This window comes from Microbacterium pasadenense (assembly GCF_047246565.1).
In the GTDB taxonomy this organism is placed as follows: Bacteria; Actinomycetota; Actinomycetes; order Actinomycetales; family Microbacteriaceae; genus Microbacterium.
Genome location: NZ_JBFOKN010000002.1, coordinates 558091 through 575309 on the forward strand (window position 1 = coordinate 558091; position 17219 = coordinate 575309).

Consider the following 17219-nt stretch of genomic DNA (forward strand, 5'->3'; position numbering starts at 1 on the left):
CGGGCTCTCCACAGTTCCCCGCGGCCGCCGCCACATCGGTCGGCGGCTGCGGGAGACTGCTCGCATGTGGCCGTTCCTCTACGTCCCCGGCGACCGGCTCTCGACCGCCGAGCTGACGGCCGCGTGCCTGGACGGCGACCTGGTCGAGATCGGCGACGCGTACATGCCCGCCGACGCCGTGGAGACGCGCGAGATGCGTGCGGCGTCGCTGCGGACGCTCGTCCGCCCCGATCGCGCCCTCACGCACGCGTCGGCGGCGTGGGTGCACGGGGCGATCGCCGACCCGCCGTCGGTGCACACGCTCCAGCGCGCCTCGCCGCGTCGCAACGGCGTCCCGGTCGGAAGCCGCGTCCGCTTCCGCGACGTGGCCCTTCCCACGGCGGATGTCATGGTCGTCGCCGGCGTCCGCGTCACGACGCCGGTCCGCACCCTCGTCGACGTCGCCCGGGCGCAGGTCGCCGGCGGAACCCGGGATCCGGTCCTCGATGCGCTGATCGCCTGGCGGGACGGCCTGCTGGACGAGGCGATCGCCTGGCTGGAGCGGTCCGGACCCGTGCACCACAAGCGCGCCGCGCGCGACGAGCTCCGTCGGCGTCAGGACGTGGTGACGCGGTAGACGTCGTAGACCGCGTCGATCCGGCGGACGGCGTTCAGCACGCGCTCGAGGTGGACGGTGTCGCCCATCTCGAAGATGTACCGGCTGATGGCGAGCCGGTCGTTCGACGTCTGCACCGACGCGGACAGGATGTTCACGTGGTGCTCGCTCAGCACGCGCGTGATGTCGCTGAGGAGCCCGGAGCGGTCGAGGGCCTCGACCTGGATGTGCACGAGGAAGACGCTCTTCGCCGTGGGCGCCCAGGCCACGTCGATCATCCGGTCGGGCTGGCCCTGGAGCGACGCCACATTGAGGCAGTCGGCCCGGTGCACCGAGACGCCGCTGCCGCGGGTCACGAAGCCGACGATCTCATCGCCGGGGACGGGCGTGCAGCACTTCGCGAGCTTGACCAGGATGTCGGGCGCGCCGCGGACGAGGACGCCCGAGTCGCCGCCTCGCGGCGCCTTCGTGCGCCCGACGGCGGGAAGGTCGATGACGCCGGTGGAGGTGTCCTCCTCCTCCGACCGGACAAGAGCCGTCACCTTCTCGATGACGGACTGCGTGGAGACGTGGCCCTCGCCGACGGCGGCATACAGCGCGGTGACGTCCTCGTAGCGCAGCTGATGGGCGACCGACGTGAACGAGTCCTGGTTCATCAGGCGCTGCAGCGGCAGGTTCTGACGGCGCATGGCACGCGCGATGGCGTCCTTGCCCTGCTCGACGGCCTCGTCGCGGCGCTCCTTCGTGAACCACCCGCGGATCTTGTTGCGGGCGCGGGTGCTCTTGACGAACGCGAGCCAGTCCTGACTCGGTCCGGCATCCGGGTTCTTCGAGGTGAACACCTCGACGACGTCACCCGAACTGAGGGTCGTCTCGAGCGGCACGAGCCGCCCGTTGACCTTCGCGCCCATCGTGCGATGGCCGATCTCGGTGTGGACGGCGTACGCGAAGTCGACCGGGGTCGCACCGGCGGGGAGGCCCACGACACGCCCCTTCGGCGTGAACACGTACACCTCCTTCGCACCGATCTCGAAGCGGAGGGAGTCGAGGAACTCGCCGGGGTCGGCGGTCTCGGCCTGCCAGTCGGAGATGTGCGCGAGCCAGGCCATGTCCTGGTCGAGCGCCTTGGGGTCGCTCTTGCCCCCCGACATCTGCTCCTTGTACTTCCAGTGCGCGGCGACGCCGTACTCGGCGTGCTGGTGCATCTCGTGCGTGCGGATCTGGATCTCGACCGTCCGCCCGCCGGGGCCGATGACCGTCGTGTGCAGCGACTGGTACAGGTTGAACTTCGGCGTCGCGATGTAATCCTTGAACCGGCCCGGGAGCGGGGTCCAGCGTGCGTGGATCGCGCCGAGGACGGCGTAGCAGTCGCGCACCGTGCCCACCATGATGCGGATGCCGATCAGGTCGTAGATGTCGTCGAACTCACGACCCCGCACGACCATCTTCTGGTAGACCGAGTAGAGCTGCTTCGGCCGACCCATCACCCGGCCGCGGATGCGCAGGTCGCGCAGGTCCGCCTCCACGTTGTCGATGACCGTGTGCACGTACTGCTCGCGCTGCGGGGTGCGCTGCTTCACGAGCGAGTCGATCTCGGCGTACAGCTTGGGGTGCAGGACCGCGAACGAGAGATCCTCGAGCTCGCTCTTGACCGTCTGGATGCCCAGCCGGTGCGCGAGCGGCGCGTAGATCTCGAGCGTCTCACGTGCCTTCTTGCCCGCCTTCTCCGGCGGCACGAAGCCCCAGGTGCGCGCGTTGTGGAGGCGGTCGGCGAGCTTGATGAGGAGCACGCGGATGTCCTTGGACATCGCGACGATCATCTTCCGCACCGTCTCGGCCTGGGCGGCGTCGCCGTACTTGACCTTGTCGAGCTTGGTGACCCCGTCGACGAGCATGGCGACCTCGTCGCCGAAGTCCGCGGTCAGCTGGTCGAGGTTGTAGTCGGTGTCCTCGACGGTGTCGTGCAGCAGCGCAGCGGCGATGGCGCGGGGGCCGAGCCCCAGCTCCGCGAGGATCTGCGCGACCGCGAGGGGATGGGTGATGTACGGCTCGCCGCTCTGGCGCTTCTGGGAGGCGTGCGCCTTCGCCGCGACCCGGTATGCCCGCTCGATGACGGCGATGTCGCCCTTCGGATGGTGCGTGCGCACCGTCCGCATGAGCTCTTCGAGGGCATCGCGCGAAGGCGCCCGCGAGAAGATCCGGGGCACGAGCCGGCGCAGCGACTGGCCGCCTGACGCGGAGCCGGTCGGGGTGACCGCTTCGGCCATCCGATCACCTCCGGTCGTTGCACGCGCGCGTATGGATTTGGACAATCCTACGCCCGCCGGTGTCTCGCTCAGACCGCGGGCACGGCCACGGAGCGCGCCTCGACGACGCGCGCGTCGCGTGTCTTCAGGTCGCTCTCGTTCTCGCGCAGGAGCGAGTACAGCGGGGCGGCGACGAAGAGGGTCGAGTACGCCGCGACGATCGTGCCGACGAAGATCGACAGGGAGATGTCGGTCAGTGTCTGCGCGCCGAGCCACAGCGCGCCGATGAACAGGATCGCTCCCGTCGGCAGCGCCGCGACGACCGTCGTGTTGATCGAGCGGATGAGCGTCTGGTTGACGGCCAGGTTCACCGACTCCCCGAAGGTGCGGCCGGATCGCTCGCCGTCCTCGAAGGTGTTCTCCCGGATCTTGTCGAAGACGACCGTCGTGTCGTACAGCGAGTAGGAGAGGATCGTGAGGAAGCCGATCACCGCAGCCGGTGAGATCTCGAACCCGAAGAGGGCGTAGACGCCGACCGTCACGACCAGCACGTCGACGAGACCGATCATCGCGGCGACCGACATTTTCCAGGTGCGGAAGTAGAGCGCGAGGATCAGGAAGGTCAGCGCGAGGAAGATCGCGAGGCCCCACAGCGACTGCCGGGTCACGCCCTCGCCCCAGCTCGGCCCGATGAACGACGAGCTGACGTCCGCCGCGTCGATGTCGAACGCGCTCACGAGCGCCGCCGTCACGTCGCGGGTCTCGTCGTCGGTCATCTGGTCGGTCTGGATGCGGAGAGCGTCCTCGCCGATCGTCGCGACCTTCGTCGCGGTCCCGGGGACGACGGACTCGACGGCCTCGCTCGCGACGAGCTGGTCGGGCGAGGCGACGTTGTTGACGGTGAACTGCGACCCGCCGGTGAACTCGATGGAGAACTGGACCGGACGGATCAGCGGCACCAGTGCCGCGCCGATCACGAGGATCGCCGCGATGAGAAACCACAGCCGGCGACGGCCGACGAACGGGAAGGAGACCTTGCCCGTGTAGAGGTCGTTGCCGAAATCACTCATGGAGGCCATCAGGCGTCTCCCTCCCCCGCGGACGGTCCCGGCTTGGCGGAGCCGGCGCCGCCCTGCTGCGCGAGCTTGCGCTCGGCGATGGTCTGTCGGCGTTCCGCCTCACCGCGCGAACGCGCCGTGCGCCGTGCGATCGCACCCCTGCCCCCGGCGGCGGCGACGGGCGCGCGGAACTGGGCACGGCCCCGGTAGACGGCGCCGAGGGCCGTGGGGTCGAGCCCCGACAGCGGATGGCCGCCGCCGAAGAACGACGTCCGCGCCAGCAGCTGCAGCACCGGGTGCGTGAAGAGGATGAAGATCACGATGTCGATCACGGTCGTGAGGCCGAGCGTGAACGCGAAGCCCTTCACGGTGGCATCCGCGAGGATGTACAGCACCACGGCGGCGAGGATGTTGATCGACTTGGAGATGTAGATGGTCCGCTTCGCGCGCGCCCAGCCGTCCTCGACGGCTGCCGTGATCGACTTGCCGTCGCGGAGCTCGTCTCGGATGCGTTCGAAGTACACGATGAACGAGTCGGCGGTGAAGCCGATCGTCACGATCAGGCCAGCGACGCCGGCCAGCGACAGGCGGAAGCCCATCCGCCACGCCAGGATGCAGAGCGTGATGTAGGTGAGCACGCCCATCACCGCGAGCGAGGCGATGATGACGAATCCCAGTGCGCGGTAGACGGACAGCGAGTAGATCGCCACGAGTGCGAGACCGATCAGTCCCGCGACGAGTCCGATCGTGAGCTGCTGTGATCCGAGCGTGGCCGAGATCGAGTTGCTGCTCTGGACCTCGAAGCTCAGCGGCAGGGCGCCGTACTTGAGCTGGTCGGCGAGGACCTTGGAGGTCTCCTGATCGAAGTTGCCGGTGATCTGCGGCTTGCCGTCGGTGATCACGGCGTTCATCGACGGGGCCGAGATGACCACACCGTCCAGCACGAACGCGAACTGGTTCTGCGGGGATTCGAGGCCGTACAGGCGCTGGCTGATCTGGCCGAAGACGTCGGTGCCGTCGCCGTCGAACACGATGTTGACGGCCCACTGCCCGTTCTGCGAGTTGATGCCGTTCGTGGCGTCGTCGATCGCCGACCCGTCGAGCTCCACCGGGCCGAGGATGTACTTCGCGCTGCCGTCGGCCTCGCACGTGATGAGCGGCTGGTCCGCGGGCTGATCCGCGGGGTCGTTCGCCCCGGCGCAGTCGTAGGAGAGGAACTGCGCGTAGAGCGCCTCGGTGACCCACGCGGGGTCGCTTCCCCCGGTCGGCTCGGGCGTCGGCACGGCGTTCAGGGTCGGGTCGGGTGTCGGGTACGGCGTCTCGTTGCCGTCCTCGCCGACGAACGACGTCGCCGGTGCGCCGGTGAACAGGACGGCACGCAGCTGCATCTGCGCCGACTTCTCGATGCGCTCGCGCGTCTCCTCATCGGCCTGCCCGGGCAGCTGGACGACGATCTGGTTGCCGGCCTGGGTGGTGATGTCGGACTCGCCGACACCCGACGCGTCGACGCGCTGGCGGATGATCGAGACGGCCTGCTCCATCTGATCCTCGGTCGGCGGCGTGCCGGCCTCGGACTGCGCCTCGAGGATGATCTGGGTGCCGCCCTGGAGGTCGAGCGCGAGCTCGGGCACCCAGGAGCTCTTGCCGAAGGCGTAGACGCCGAGGGCGTTGATGCCGAACAGCACCGCGGTGATCGCGACCAGTCCGATCAGAGCGCGCCAGGCACGGCGCACAGGGGTGGATGTAGCCACGGGGAGGGAGCTTTCGTCGAGTTCCGCCGAAGCGGAAGGGTGTCAGGCCTTGGGCTTGTCGTCCGGGTCGGGGGCGCCGTCCGCGAACGGCTGGGGCTCGACCGACGTGTCGGACTGCGTCGTGATGACGTCGTCGCCGGCAACGGTCTCCTCGGCGACGACCTCCTCCTCCGGCTCGACGGCACGGAGGATGGCCTGGCTGTGCACCTCGACGATGGTGCCCGGTGCGAGCTCGACGTGAGCGGCCTTGGAGAGGTCTTCCGCGTCGTACTCGACGATCGTGCCGTAGAGACCGCCCTGGAGCAGGACCTTGACGCCCGGAACCATCTGGAGCGCCTTCTTCTCCTGCTCCTCCTTCATCTTCTTGGCCCGGCGGCGCGAGCTCCAGAACATGAAGACCAGCAGAGCCGCCAGCAGGATGAGCAGGCCGTAGTCGGTGAGGAAGTTCCCTCCGGTGGCCTGCGGGGTGTTCTGCGCGGTGAGGAACGTCATGAACTCGGGGTCTGCCTTTCGGGATGGCACGCCGCAGCCATGCGGCGAAGAGGGGAAGGCCGATGGCCTCTCAGGATTATAGGTCATCCAGGGTGAGCGCCCCATCGTGGCGGGGAACACCCAGGTGACGATACGCCTCGGGCGTCGCGATCCGCCCTCGGGGGGTGCGGCCGAGGAACCCGATCCGCACCAGGTACGGCTCGACGACCGACTCGATCGTGTCGGACTCCTCGCCCACGGTCACGGCGAGGGTGTTGAGACCGACCGGCCCGCCGCGGAACCGTCGCACGACCGCGTCCAGCACCGCGCGGTCGAGCCGGTCGAGCCCGATGTCGTCGACGTCGTACAGGTCGAGGGCGGCCCGGACGTCCCCGGTCGTCGCCTCGCTCGAGGACCCGCCGTGCACCACGACGTAGTCGCGGACGCGCCGCAGGAGCCGGTTCGCGATGCGCGGCGTTCCGCGCGAGCGGCGCGCGATCTCCTCCCGCGACGCCGGCGGCACGTGGACGTCGAGCATCACGGCGGATCGCGCGACGACGCGCTCCAGCTCGTCGGGCTCGTAGTACTCCAGGTGCGCGGTGAACCCGAACCGGTCGCGCAGCGGGTTGGGCAGCATCCCGGAGCGGGTGGTCGCCCCGACGAGCGTGAACGGGGCGAGATCGAGGGGGATGCTGGTGGCGCCGGCGCCCTTGCCCACCATGATGTCGATGCGGAAGTCCTCCATCGCGAGGTAGAGCATCTCCTCGGCGGATCGCGCCATCCGGTGGATCTCGTCGATGAAGAGCACTTCCCCGGGCACGAGGCTGGACAGCAGCGCGGCGAGGTCGCCCGCGTGCTGGATGGCCGGCCCGCTCGACATCCGGAGCGGCTTCTCACTCTCGTGGGCGACGATCATGGCGAGCGTCGTCTTGCCGAGTCCGGGCGGGCCTGAGAGCAGGATGTGGTCCGCCGGGCGCTGCTGGATGCGCGCGGCGTCCAGGAGGAGCTGGAGCTGACCGCGGACCTTCGTCTGCCCGATGAACTCGGCGAGCGACCCGGGGCGCAGCGCGCCCTCGACGGCGAGCTCCGTCTCGTCCTCGGGATGGTCGGCGTCGCGGACCTCAGACACCGGTCCGCTCCTTCCGCGCGGGTCCCAGGTGGGCGAGGGCGAGCTTCAGGAGCGCGGGGACGGTGGCTGCCGCGGGTGCGTCGTCGGCGACCGCCGCGACGGCGTCGAGCGCGACGCGCTCGCTCCAGCCGAGGGCGACGAGTCCGGCGACGACCTGGTCGGCCAGCCCGCGCGCGGGGGCCGCGGCATCCGCTGCGCCGCGGACGGGCGCACGGAGCTTTCCGGCCAGCTGGACGACGATGAGCTTCGCGGTCTTCGGGCCGATGCCCGACACCCGCCGGAAAGGTGCGTCGTCCTCGTCGGCGACCGCCGCGGCGATCTGGTCCACCGTGAGCGACGACAGCACCCCGAGGGCCGACTTCGGGCCGACGCCGGAGACGCTGAGCAGCTGGCCGAAGACGCCGAGCTCCTCGCGGTCGCGGAACCCGAACAGCGACATGGCGTCTTCGCGGACGATGAGCGACGTGTGGAGGGTCACCTCGTCGCCCAGGCGGAGCTCGCGCGAATGCTGCGCGGTGACGGCGACGGCGTACCCGACGCCGTGCACGTCGAGGACGGCCGACTCCGGCTCGAGGTGCAGCACGCGGCCGCGGAGCGAGGCGATCATGCTCCGACCCTACGCGAGGCTTCGGAGCTATGTTCGAGCGACACGCTCAGCGCCGCGTCGCCTGTTCCGCCTGCGCCCATGCCCGCTGCGCGGGGGTGAGCGCCCCGGCGGCCGCTCCTGCGGGGGCGGGCCCCCGCCGCCAGGCGTGACACAGCGCGAGGGCGAGGGCGTCGGCGGCGTCGGCCGGCTGCGGCAGGGCGTCGAGCCGCAGCACCCGGGCGACCATCGTCTGCACCTGCAGCTTGTCGGCGCTGCCGTATCCGGTGATCGCGGCCTTGACCTCCGACGGGGTGTGGGTCGCCGCCGGGAGTCCGTGCTCACCGGCGAGCATGAGAGCGATGCCGCTGGCCTGCGCCGTTCCCATTACCGTGCTGCGGTTGTGCTGCGCGAAGACGCGCTCCACGGCGACCACGTCGGGGCCGTGCTCGGCCAGGACGCTCCGGATGCCGGCGGCGATCACCGCCAGGCGCTGCTCGATCGGGAGGTCGGGCGCGGAACGGACGACCCCGACGTGCACGAGCGATGCGCTGCGGTCGCGACGCACGTCCACGACGCCGACGCCGCAGCGGGTGAGGCCCGGATCGATGCCGAGGACGCGAAGAGCGGATGCCACTCCCCCACGCTAGGCGGGGACGTGCGGCATCCGCTCCAGGCGCGCCCGGCGGTCGCTACTCGTCGTTCTCGAGCTCGGCCTGGACCTCGGCCGTGAGGTCGAAGTTCGCGTAGACGTTCTGGACGTCGTCACTGTCTTCGAGGGCGTCGATCAGCCGGAAGACCTTGCGTGCCGTCTCGGCATCGATCTCGACCTTGAGGTTCGGGACGAACTCGACGTCGGCGGAGTCGTACTCGATGCCGGACTCCTGCAGTCCGGTGCGGACGGCGACGAGGTCGGACGCCTCGGTGATGACCTGGAAGCCGTCCGCGTGCGGCTCGACCTCCTCGGCGCCCGCGTCGAGTGCCGCCATCATGACGTCGTCCTCCGTGGTGCCCTCGCCGGCGACCACGACGACGCCCTTGCGGGTGAAGTTGTAGGCGACCGAGCCGGGGTCGGCGAGGGTGCCGCCGTTGCGGGTGAGGGCGGTGCGCACCTCGGCCGCGGCGCGGTTCTTGTTGTCGGTCAGACACTCGACCATGAGGGCGACGCCGTTCGGGCCGTACGCCTCGTACATGATCGAGGTGTACTCGACCGACTCGCCGCCGATGCCCGCACCGCGCTTGATGGCGCGGTCGATGTTGTCCTTCGGGACCGACGTCTTCTTGGCCTTGAGGACGGCGTCGAAGAGCGTGGGGTTGCCCTGCAGGTCGGCACCGCCGAGCTTGGCGGCCACCTCGATGTTCTTGATGAGTTTGGCCCAGGACTTGGCGCGGCGGGAGTCGATGACCGCCTTCTTGTGCTTCGTCGTGGCCCACTTGGAATGTCCGCTCACGGGACTCCTCTCGAAAAACGCGACTTCCAGTCTACGACCGCGCACGGTGGGCCCGTTGTGCGGGCGCCGCGACGCGAGGACACTTCTCGCCATGGACGCTCGGGAACGCGCGCTCGAGGTCGCGCATCATGAGGCCGGCCGCTTCCTGGCCTCGCTCACGGATCGACCGGTCTGGCCGCGCGCAGACGTGGCCGAGATGGAGCGCGTGTTCGGCGGTCCGCTCCCCGAGGACGGCGAGGACCCGGCCTCGGTCGTCGCGACGCTGGCGCGGGATGCCGAGCCGGGACTCGTCGGCATCCCCGGCGGCCGCTTCTTCGGGTTCGTCATCGGCGGGACGCTCCCGGCCGCCCTCGCGGCGGACTGGCTGGTCTCGGCCTGGGATCAGAACTCCGGATCCACGACGATGACGACCGCCGTCGCGGCTCTCGAGCGGACGGCCGGCGCGTGGATCTGCGAGCTGCTGGGTCTTCCGGCCGACGCTTCGGTCGGCTTCGTCACCGGGGCGCAGGTCTCGAACACCGTCTGCCTGGCGACGGCGCAGCACGCGCAGCTGCGCCGGGTCGGCTGGGACCAGACGCGGCAGGGGCTGCGCGGGGCGCCGCGGGTGCGGCTGGTCGTGGGCGAGCACCGCCACGCGTCGATCGACCGCGGCGCGCGGTTCTGCGGCTGGGGCTCGGACGAGCTCGTCGTGGTGCCGACGGACGATCAGGGGCGGATGCGCCCGGCCGATCTCGCTGCGGCGCTCGAAGCGGACCGGGGCGCCCCGGCTGTCGTCTGCCTGCAGGCCGGCGAAGTGCACACGGGGGCCTTCGACCCCTTCGAGGACCTCCTCCCCGTCGCGCGGGCGGCGGGCGCGTGGGTGCACATCGACGGCGCGTTCGGCCTGTGGGCCGCGGCATCCCCCGCCCTGCGCCATCTGGTCGCCGGCACCGGGGAGGCGGATTCGTGGACGACCGACGCCCACAAGACGCTCAACGTGCCCTACGACTGCGGCATGGCGATCGTGCGCGACGCCGCCGACTCGATCGCGATGCTGCGGACGGCCGGCGACTACCTCATCTACTCCCGCATGGACCCGTGGGACGTCACGCCCGAGCTGTCGCGGCGAGGCCGCGGCGTCCCGGCATGGGCGGCGCTGCGGTCGCTGGGCCGGAGCGGTGTCGCCGCGCTCGTCGAGGGGATGTGCGAGAACGCGCAGCGACTGGCCGACGGCCTGGCGCGGATCCCCGGGGTCACCGTCGTCAACGACGTCGTCTACACCCAGGTCATGTTCCGCCTCGACGACGACGGGGCGACCCGCGCTCTGTGCGCCGCGATCCTCGCCGAGGGGACGGCGGCGATGACGGGGGCGGACTGGGCGGGTCGCGCCGTCATCCGCTGCTCGGTGTCGTCCTGGGTGACCACCGCCGACGACGTGGCCCTCACGCTCGAGGCGATCCGGTCGCTCGTGGCGGCCCGCTGAGGCGCGGGGCCGTGCGGACGGCGGCCAGCAGGAGCTCGTGGAAGCGGGTGTCCCCGGACAGCTCGGGGTGGAACGCCGTGCCGAGCAGGTTCCCCTGCCGGACCGCCACGATCCTGCCGCCCTCGACGCGCGCGAGCACCTCGACCCCTTCCCCGGCCTCCGCCACGATCGGCGCGCGGATGAAGGTGGCCCGCACCGGCTCCGCACCGACCGCGGGAACATCGAGCGACGTCTCGAAGGATTCCGTCTGGCCGCCGAAGGCGTTCCGCCGCACCGTGACGTCCATGCCGCCGAAGCTCTCCTGCCCCGCGATGCCGTCGGCGATCCGGTCCGCGAGCAGGATCAGGCCCGCGCACGTGCCGTACACCGGCATCCCGTCCGCGATCGCGGAGCGGATCGGCTGCTGCATGCCGAACGCGCGACTCAGCTTGTCGATGGCGCTCGACTCCCCGCCGGGAAGGATGAGCCCGTCGACGGATGCCAGCTCCTCCGGCCGCCGCACCAGGACCGCCTCGGCGCCGAGGCCCCCCAGGACGCGGACGTGCTCGCGCACGTCGCCCTGAAGGGCGAGGACGCCGATGCGCGGACCGCTCACCAGCCGCGCTCGGCCAGCCGGTGCGGTGCGGGCAGGTCCGACACGTTGATGCCGACCATCGCTTCGCCGAGTCCCCGCGAGACGTCGGCGACGATCTTGGGGTCGTCGAAGAACGTCGTCGCCTTCACGATCGCGGCGGCGCGTTCGGCGGGGTTGCCGCTCTTGAAGATCCCCGATCCGACGAAGACGCCGTCGGCGCCGAGCTGCATCATCATCGCGGCGTCGGCGGGCGTCGCGACGCCGCCCGCGACGAACAGGACGACGGGCAGCGTGCCCGTCTCGGCGATCTCGGCGACGAGCTCGTACGGCGCCTGCAGCTCTTTCGCGGCGACGTAGAGCTCGTCGCGCGGCAGGGCGGCGAGGGCCGCGATCTCGCCCCGGATCCTGCGGATGTGCTTCATGGCCTCCGAGACGTCGCCGGTGCCGGCCTCGCCCTTGGAGCGGATCATCGCGGCGCCCTCGGTGATGCGGCGGAGGGCCTCCCCCAGGTTCGTCGCGCCGCAGACGAAGGGCACCGTGTACTCCCACTTGTCGATGTGGTTCACGTAGTCGGCGGGTGAGAGCACCTCGGACTCGTCGATGTAGTCGACACCGAGCTCCTGCAGGACCTGCGCCTCCACGAAGTGACCGATGCGAGCCTTCGCCATGACCGGGATCGACACCGACGCGATGATGTCGTCGATCAGATCGGGGTCGCTCATGCGCGCGACACCGCCCTGCGACCGGATGTCGGCGGGGACCCGTTCGAGCGCCATGACGGCGACGGCGCCGGCGTCCTCGGCGATCTTGGCCTGGTCGGCGGTGACGACGTCCATGATGACGCCGCCCTTGAGCATCTCGGCGAGGCCGCGCTTGACGCGCGCCGTCCCGGTGGCGGTTGTTGGCATAGGCCAAAAGCTAGCATGTCTCGGACATAGACTGACGGACATGACGAACGGAGTCCTGGCGATCAGCGGCGAGTCGGCCGCCGACATTGCCGACAGCATCCGTTCACTCATCGATCGGGGCGACCTGTCCCCCGGTGCGGCGCTCCCCCCGGTGCGCGCACTCGCCGATGTGCTGGGCGTCAACCGCAACACGGTGGTCGCCGCGTACCGGCAGCTCGGTCAGGCGGGCGCCGTCGAGACCGCCGGGCGCGCCGGCACCCGGGTGACGCGGCGCTCCACGATCGCCGACGAAGGCTACGCGCCCGACAGCGTGCTGCGCGACGTCGGGACCGGCAACCCCGATCCGGCGCTCATCCCCGACCCGTCGGACGCGCTCCGGAACCTCGCCGGCCGGCCCGTCCTCTACGGCGAGCCCACGATCGACCCCGCGCTGGAGGACTGGGCGCGCGCCTGGATCGGGGCCGATCTGCCGGCGCGGAGCGACCTGCACCTGACCATCACGGGCGGCGCGGTCGATGCCCTCGAGCGGCTCTTCGCCGACGCCTTGACCCGCGACGACGCCGTCGGGCTGGAGGACCCCTGCTTCCTCTCGGCCCTCCGGACGGTGCGGATCGGCGGCTACCGTCCCGTCGCGATCCCCGTGGACGACGAGGGGATGACGGTCGCCGGGCTCCGCGACGCGCTCGCGGCGGGCGTCCGGGCGATCGTGTGCACACCGCGCGCGCAGAACCCCACCGGTGTGAGCCTCACCGCCGAGCGCGCCGCGCAGCTGCGGCAGGTGCTCGCGCGGCATCCGTACGTCCTCGTGATCGAGGACGACCATTTCTCGATGCTGTCCCGGCAGCCCTACCACTCGATCATCGGGCCGGACCATCAGCGCTGGGCGCTGATCCGTTCGGTCTCCAAGTTCCTCGGTCCCGACATGTGCCTGGCGGTCACCGCGAGCGACGCCGAGACCGCACGCCGGCTCGCGCTGCGGCTGAGCCCCGGCTCCACCTGGGTGAGCCACCTGCTGCAGCGACTCGTCGTGGCGCTCGTCACCGACCCGGCCGTCACGGCGAAGGTGGGAAGCGCCGCGGCGCACTATCGCGAGCGCAACACGTCGTTCGCGGCCGCGCTGACCCGGGCCGGGATCCCGGCCACGGCCGGCGACGGACTCAGTCTGTGGGTGCGTCTGCCGCAGCGCGCCCGCGCCGTGGCCGAGCAGCTCATGCGCCGAGGCTGGCTCGCCCGCCCCGGCGACGACTTCGTCCTCGACGACGACGACGCTGCGCACCACCTGCGTCTCACCGTGCACGACCTGACCGACGGCGATGCCTCCCGGCTCGCCACCGACATCGCCGCCGCCGTCGACGCGGTCGCGTCCTCCCCGAAAGCGAACCCCTCGTGAAGATCCTCTCCATCCAGTCCGCCGTCGCCTACGGCCACGTGGGCAACTCCGCCGCCGTCTTCCCGCTCCAGCGGATCGGTATCGAGGTCTATCCGGTGTACACCGTGAACTTCTCCAACCACACCGGCTACGGCGCCTGGCGCGGACCGCTCATCAGTCCGACCGACGTCGCCGACGTCATCACCGGCATCGAGGAGCGCGGCGCGTTCCCCGACATCGACGTCGTGCTCTCGGGATATCAGGGCGGCGAGGGCATCGGCGATGTCATCCTCGACGCCGTCGCGCGCGTGAAGGCGGCCAACCCGTCCGCCGTGTACGCCTGCGACCCCGTCATGGGGAATGCGAAGTCGGGCTGCTTCGTCGCTCCGTCCATCCCGGTGCTGCTGCGCGAGCGCGTCGTCCCCGCCGCGGACATCATCACCCCCAACCAGTTCGAGCTCGGGTTCCTGACCGAGACCGAGCCCGCCGACCTCGACTCGACGCTCGCGTCGGTGGATCTCGCCCGCGCGATGGGTCCCTCGACCGTCCTCGTGACGAGCGTCGAGCGTCCCGACCGCCCCGAGGGCACCATCGAGATGATGGCCGTGACGGATGCCGGCGCGTGGATCGTCCGGACGCCGCACATCCCGATGAAGGCGAACGGCTCGGGCGATGTCACCGCAGCGCTGTTCACGGCCCACTTCCGCGCGACGGGCGATGCCGCCGACGCGCTCGCGAAGACCACCTCGAGCGTGTTCGACCTGCTTCAGACAACCTTCGACGCCGGCTCGCGGGAGCTGCAGCTGATCGAGTCGCAGGAGTTCTACGCGAGCCCGCGGCTGCAGTTCGAGGTCACCCAGGTCCGCTGACGTCGAGAGCAGGGGGGCCGGTCAGTAGACCGGCCATGCCCCCTGGATCGCATCGCGCACCTCGCCGAGCAGCTGCGGCAGCGCCTTGGTCTTGGCGATGATCGGGAAGAAGTTGGCGTCCGTCGCCCAGCGCGGGACGACGTGCTGGTGCAGGTGGTCCGCGACTCCGGCACCGGCCACGGCGCCCTGGTTCATGCCGAGGTTGAAGCCGTCGCAGCGCGACACGTCGCGGAGGACGCGCATGGCGAGCTGGGTGAGCGCTCCGATCTCGGCGACCTCCTCGGGCGTCGCCTCGTCGTAGGTGCCGAAGTGACGGTACGGGCAGACCAGCAGATGGCCGGAGTTGTAGGGGAACAGGTTCAGGACCACGTAGGCCGTCTCGCCGCGCGCGACGATGAGACCGTCCTCATCGCTCTTGTCGGGTGCGGCGCAGAACGGGCAGTCGTGCTTGAGCGGCTCGGGCCCGGCCTGGATGTACGCCATCCGGTGCGGCGTCCACAGCCGCTGGAACTCGTCGGGGACGCCCGCCATGTCCGCCGCGTCCTCCCGGGATTGGTCCGTGTCGTCACTCATGCGAGGTCCTCCGCGGTGTTGACGAGCGTCTTCGCGTCGATCGCGTGGACGATCCTCTGGATCGCGTCCGCCACCGGGATCCCGTTGGTCTGCGAGCCGTCGCGGAAGCGGAACGACACCGTGCCGGCGGCGCGGTCCTGCTCCCCTGCGATGAGCTGGAGCGGGACCTTCTGCGTCGTGTGGGTGCGGATCTTCTTCTGCATGCGGTCGTCGGAGTGGTCGACGTCGGCGCGGACGCCGTGCGTGCGCAGCTCGCCGACGATCTCGTCGAGGTAGTCCGCGAACTGCTCCGCGACCGGGATGCCGACGACCTGGACGGGGGCGAGCCAGACGGGGAACGCACCGGCGTAGTGCTCGAGCAGGATGGCGAAGAACCGCTCGGCGGACCCGAACAGCGCCCGGTGGATCATGACGGGGCGATGCTTCGCGCCGTCCGGACCGGTGTACTCGAGATCGAACCGCTCGGGAAGGTTGAAGTCGATCTGCACGGTCGACAGCTGCCACGTGCGGCCGAGGGCATCCTTCGTCTTCAGGTCGATCTTCGGACCGTAGAACGCGGCCTCCCCCTCGACCTCGGTGAGCTTCAGGCCGGATGCCTTCGCGACGCGGCGGAGCGCATCGGTGGCCATCGCCCAGTGCTCCTCGTCGCCGATCCACTTCTCCTTCTCGTCGTCGCGCATCGACAGCTCGAGTTCGAAGTCGGTCAGGCCGAAGTCGCGCAGCATCGTGAGCACGAAGTCGAGGACCTTCTCGGCTTCGCCCTCGAGCTGATCGGGCGTGACGAACAGGTGCGAGTCGTCCTGCGTGAAACCGCGCACGCGCGTCAGCCCGTGGAGAGCCCCGGAGAGCTCGTAGCGGTAGACCGTGCCGTTCTCGTACAGCCGCATCGGGAGGTCGCGGTAGCTGCGCCCGCGCTCCTTGAAGATCAGGATGTGCATCGGGCAGTTCATCGGCTTCAGGTAGTAGTCGGTGCCCTGCTTGGTGATCTCGCCGTTGTCGTCCCGTTCCTCGTCGAGGTGGATCGGCGGGAACATGCCGTCCTTGTACGTGACGAGGTGGTTCGACTGGACGAAGAGGTCCTTCTTCGTGATGTGCGGGGTGTAGACGTAGGTGTAGCCGCCTTCGCGGTGCCGCTTGAGGGCGTGCTGCTCCATCTCCTGACGGACGATGCCGCCCTTGGGATGCCACACGGACAGGCCGGAGCCCACCTCATCGGGGAACGAGAAGAGGTCGAGCTCCTTCCCGAGCTTGCGGTGGTCGCGCTTGGCGGCCTCCTCGAGGCGCTCCTTGTAGGCGCGCAGCTCGTCCTTCGTCGGCCATGCCGTGCCGTAGATGCGCTGCAGCTGCGGGTTCTTCTCGCTGCCGCGCCAGTAGGCCCCGGCGATGCGGGTGAGGTCCCACCCGTTGCCGACCATGCGGGTGGAGGGCACGTGCGGTCCGCGGCAGAGGTCCTTCCACGCGGTGACGCCGTCGCGGGTCACGTTGTCGTAGATCGTGAGCTCACCGGCGCCGACCTCGACGGAGGCGCCCTCGGCGGCTTCCTTCGTGCCGCCCTTGAGGCCGATCAGCTCCAGCTTGAACGGCTCGTCCTTCAGCTCTTCGCGGGCCTCGTCGTCCGTGACGACGCGACGGACGAAGCGCTGACCCTCGCGGACGATGCGCTCCATCTCCTTCTTGATGGCCTTGAGGTCTTCCGGGGTGAACGGGTCGTCGACGCCGAAGTCGTAGTAGAACCCGTCGGTGATCGGGGGGCCGATGCCGAGGTTGGCCTGCGGGCGGATGCGCTGCACCGCCTGGGCGAGCACGTGTGCGGTGGAGTGACGCAGGATCGCGAGCCCGTCCTCGCTGCTCACGGTGATCGGCTCGACGCCGTCGAGATCGGTCACCGTGGTGGCGAGGTCCTTCACCTCCCCGCCGATGCGGAGGGCCACGACCGAGCGGTCGGGGAACACGGCGAATCCGTCGGCGGGGAGCGGAACGTCCGCCGGGGTGATCACATCAGTCAAGGAAGTCTCTCCAGAGGGTGGCTCGGATACGGCTGCTCAGCTTCGAGCGCACCGCGCTCTGCCCGCTCAGGCGTGAGGCGTTCGCGTGCCGGCGTGGAAGCTGAGCCGGCGGTGTTCCATGATCCGAGTCTAGTCGTCGGTGCACCGCGCCACAGACGGCGCCGAGCGGCATCC

Annotated in this window: 16 protein-coding genes; 4 read left to right on the forward strand and 12 right to left on the reverse strand. The window is 70.3% G+C overall.

The window, feature by feature from the left end; genetic code table 11:
* The first annotated feature begins 64 nt into the window (after positions 1-64).
* Positions 65-616: a type IV toxin-antitoxin system AbiEi family antitoxin gene (locus AB3M83_RS08840; protein ID WP_412947151.1), complete on the forward strand. Its 552-nt coding sequence runs from the start codon at positions 65-67 to the stop codon at positions 614-616.
* On the opposite strand, the gene AB3M83_RS08845 is transcribed toward AB3M83_RS08840, so the two are convergent.
* From AB3M83_RS08845 to AB3M83_RS08880, 8 genes are all read right to left on the reverse strand, one after another.
* On the reverse strand, positions 595-2862 hold the full coding sequence (locus tag AB3M83_RS08845; RefSeq protein WP_412947153.1) for a RelA/SpoT family protein: 2268 nt from the start codon (positions 2860-2862) through the stop codon (positions 595-597). The genes AB3M83_RS08840 and AB3M83_RS08845 overlap by 22 nt on opposite strands.
* A 68-nt stretch (positions 2863-2930) precedes the next feature.
* A complete protein-coding gene (gene secF, locus AB3M83_RS08850) occupies positions 2931-3920 on the reverse strand; it encodes a protein translocase subunit SecF (RefSeq protein WP_412947155.1) in 990 nt (329 codons plus the stop codon).
* Entirely contained in the window at positions 3920-5650 is a 1731-nt protein-coding gene (gene secD, locus AB3M83_RS08855; RefSeq protein ID WP_412947157.1) for a protein translocase subunit SecD, read from the reverse strand. The genes secF and secD overlap by 1 nt, the downstream gene beginning before the upstream one ends.
* Before the next feature lie 42 nt (positions 5651-5692).
* Entirely contained in the window at positions 5693-6142 is a 450-nt protein-coding gene (locus tag AB3M83_RS08860) for a preprotein translocase subunit YajC (protein ID WP_412947159.1), read from the reverse strand.
* Between the two features lie 76 nt (positions 6143-6218).
* The gene (gene ruvB, locus AB3M83_RS08865) at positions 6219-7250 is read right to left on the reverse strand and encodes a Holliday junction branch migration DNA helicase RuvB (protein WP_412947161.1); all 1032 of its coding nucleotides are present in this window, start codon (positions 7248-7250) and stop codon (positions 6219-6221) included.
* Positions 7243-7857, reverse strand: a complete 615-nt coding sequence (gene ruvA / locus AB3M83_RS08870; RefSeq protein WP_412947163.1) for a Holliday junction branch migration protein RuvA — start codon at positions 7855-7857, stop codon at positions 7243-7245. The genes ruvB and ruvA overlap by 8 nt, the downstream gene beginning before the upstream one ends.
* A 46-nt stretch (positions 7858-7903) precedes the next feature.
* A complete protein-coding gene (ruvC, locus tag AB3M83_RS08875; protein ID WP_412947165.1) occupies positions 7904-8470 on the reverse strand; it encodes a crossover junction endodeoxyribonuclease RuvC in 567 nt (188 codons plus the stop codon).
* A gap of 55 nt (positions 8471-8525) precedes the next feature.
* Positions 8526-9284, reverse strand: coding sequence for a YebC/PmpR family DNA-binding transcriptional regulator (locus AB3M83_RS08880; protein ID WP_412947167.1), 759 nt, complete (start codon positions 9282-9284; stop codon positions 8526-8528).
* 91 nt (positions 9285-9375) lie between these two features.
* On the opposite strand from AB3M83_RS08880, the gene AB3M83_RS08885 reads away from it, so the two are divergent.
* Positions 9376-10746 (forward strand): pyridoxal phosphate-dependent decarboxylase family protein, encoded by a 1371-nt coding sequence (locus tag AB3M83_RS08885; protein ID WP_412947169.1) that lies wholly within the window; start codon positions 9376-9378, stop codon positions 10744-10746.
* On the opposite strand, the gene pdxT is transcribed toward AB3M83_RS08885, so the two are convergent.
* Together pdxT and pdxS are read right to left on the reverse strand one after the other, a co-directional pair.
* Positions 10706-11341, reverse strand: coding sequence for a pyridoxal 5'-phosphate synthase glutaminase subunit PdxT (gene pdxT, locus AB3M83_RS08890; RefSeq protein ID WP_412947172.1), 636 nt, complete (start codon positions 11339-11341; stop codon positions 10706-10708). The two genes, AB3M83_RS08885 and pdxT, sit on opposite strands and share 41 nt — an antisense overlap.
* Positions 11338-12228: a pyridoxal 5'-phosphate synthase lyase subunit PdxS gene (gene pdxS, locus AB3M83_RS08895; RefSeq protein WP_412947173.1), complete on the reverse strand. Its 891-nt coding sequence runs from the start codon at positions 12226-12228 to the stop codon at positions 11338-11340. Before pdxS ends, pdxT begins: the two co-directional genes overlap by 4 nt.
* 40 nt (positions 12229-12268) lie before the next feature.
* Here pdxS and AB3M83_RS08900 point away from each other — a divergent pair, with 40 nt between their 5' ends.
* Both AB3M83_RS08900 and pdxY read left to right on the forward strand, forming a co-directional pair.
* On the forward strand, positions 12269-13618 hold the full coding sequence (locus AB3M83_RS08900; RefSeq protein WP_412947176.1) for an aminotransferase class I/II-fold pyridoxal phosphate-dependent enzyme: 1350 nt from the start codon (positions 12269-12271) through the stop codon (positions 13616-13618).
* Positions 13615-14466, forward strand: coding sequence for a pyridoxal kinase PdxY (pdxY, locus tag AB3M83_RS08905; RefSeq protein ID WP_412947178.1), 852 nt, complete (start codon positions 13615-13617; stop codon positions 14464-14466). The genes AB3M83_RS08900 and pdxY overlap by 4 nt, the downstream gene beginning before the upstream one ends.
* Positions 14467-14487: 21 nt before the next feature.
* On the opposite strand, the gene AB3M83_RS08910 is transcribed toward pdxY, so the two are convergent.
* Positions 14488-15039: an HIT family protein gene (locus AB3M83_RS08910; RefSeq protein WP_412947180.1), complete on the reverse strand. Its 552-nt coding sequence runs from the start codon at positions 15037-15039 to the stop codon at positions 14488-14490.
* Positions 15036-17045 carry a threonine--tRNA ligase gene (thrS, locus tag AB3M83_RS08915; RefSeq protein ID WP_412947182.1) on the reverse strand — a complete coding sequence of 670 codons (2010 nt, stop codon included), beginning with the start codon at positions 17043-17045 and terminating at the stop codon, positions 15036-15038. Before thrS ends, AB3M83_RS08910 begins: the two co-directional genes overlap by 4 nt.
* Between the last annotated feature and the right edge of the window lie 174 nt (positions 17046-17219).

Coding starts and splice junctions, on each gene's coding strand:
- AB3M83_RS08840 (WP_412947151.1), top strand. CDS start 65: ATGTGGCCGTTCCTCTACGTCCCCGGCGACCGGCTCTCGACCGCCGAG.
- AB3M83_RS08845 (WP_412947153.1), bottom strand. CDS start 2,862: ATGGCCGAAGCGGTCACCCCGACCGGCTCCGCGTCAGGCGGCCAGTCG.
- secF (WP_412947155.1), bottom strand. CDS start 3,920: ATGGCCTCCATGAGTGATTTCGGCAACGACCTCTACACGGGCAAGGTC.
- AB3M83_RS08860 (WP_412947159.1), bottom strand. CDS start 6,142: ATGACGTTCCTCACCGCGCAGAACACCCCGCAGGCCACCGGAGGGAAC.
- ruvA (WP_412947163.1), bottom strand. CDS start 7,857: ATGATCGCCTCGCTCCGCGGCCGCGTGCTGCACCTCGAGCCGGAGTCG.
- AB3M83_RS08885 (WP_412947169.1), top strand. CDS start 9,376: ATGGACGCTCGGGAACGCGCGCTCGAGGTCGCGCATCATGAGGCCGGC.
- pdxS (WP_412947173.1), bottom strand. CDS start 12,228: ATGCCAACAACCGCCACCGGGACGGCGCGCGTCAAGCGCGGCCTCGCC.
- AB3M83_RS08900 (WP_412947176.1), top strand. CDS start 12,269: ATGACGAACGGAGTCCTGGCGATCAGCGGCGAGTCGGCCGCCGACATT.
- AB3M83_RS08910 (WP_412947180.1), bottom strand. CDS start 15,039: ATGAGTGACGACACGGACCAATCCCGGGAGGACGCGGCGGACATGGCG.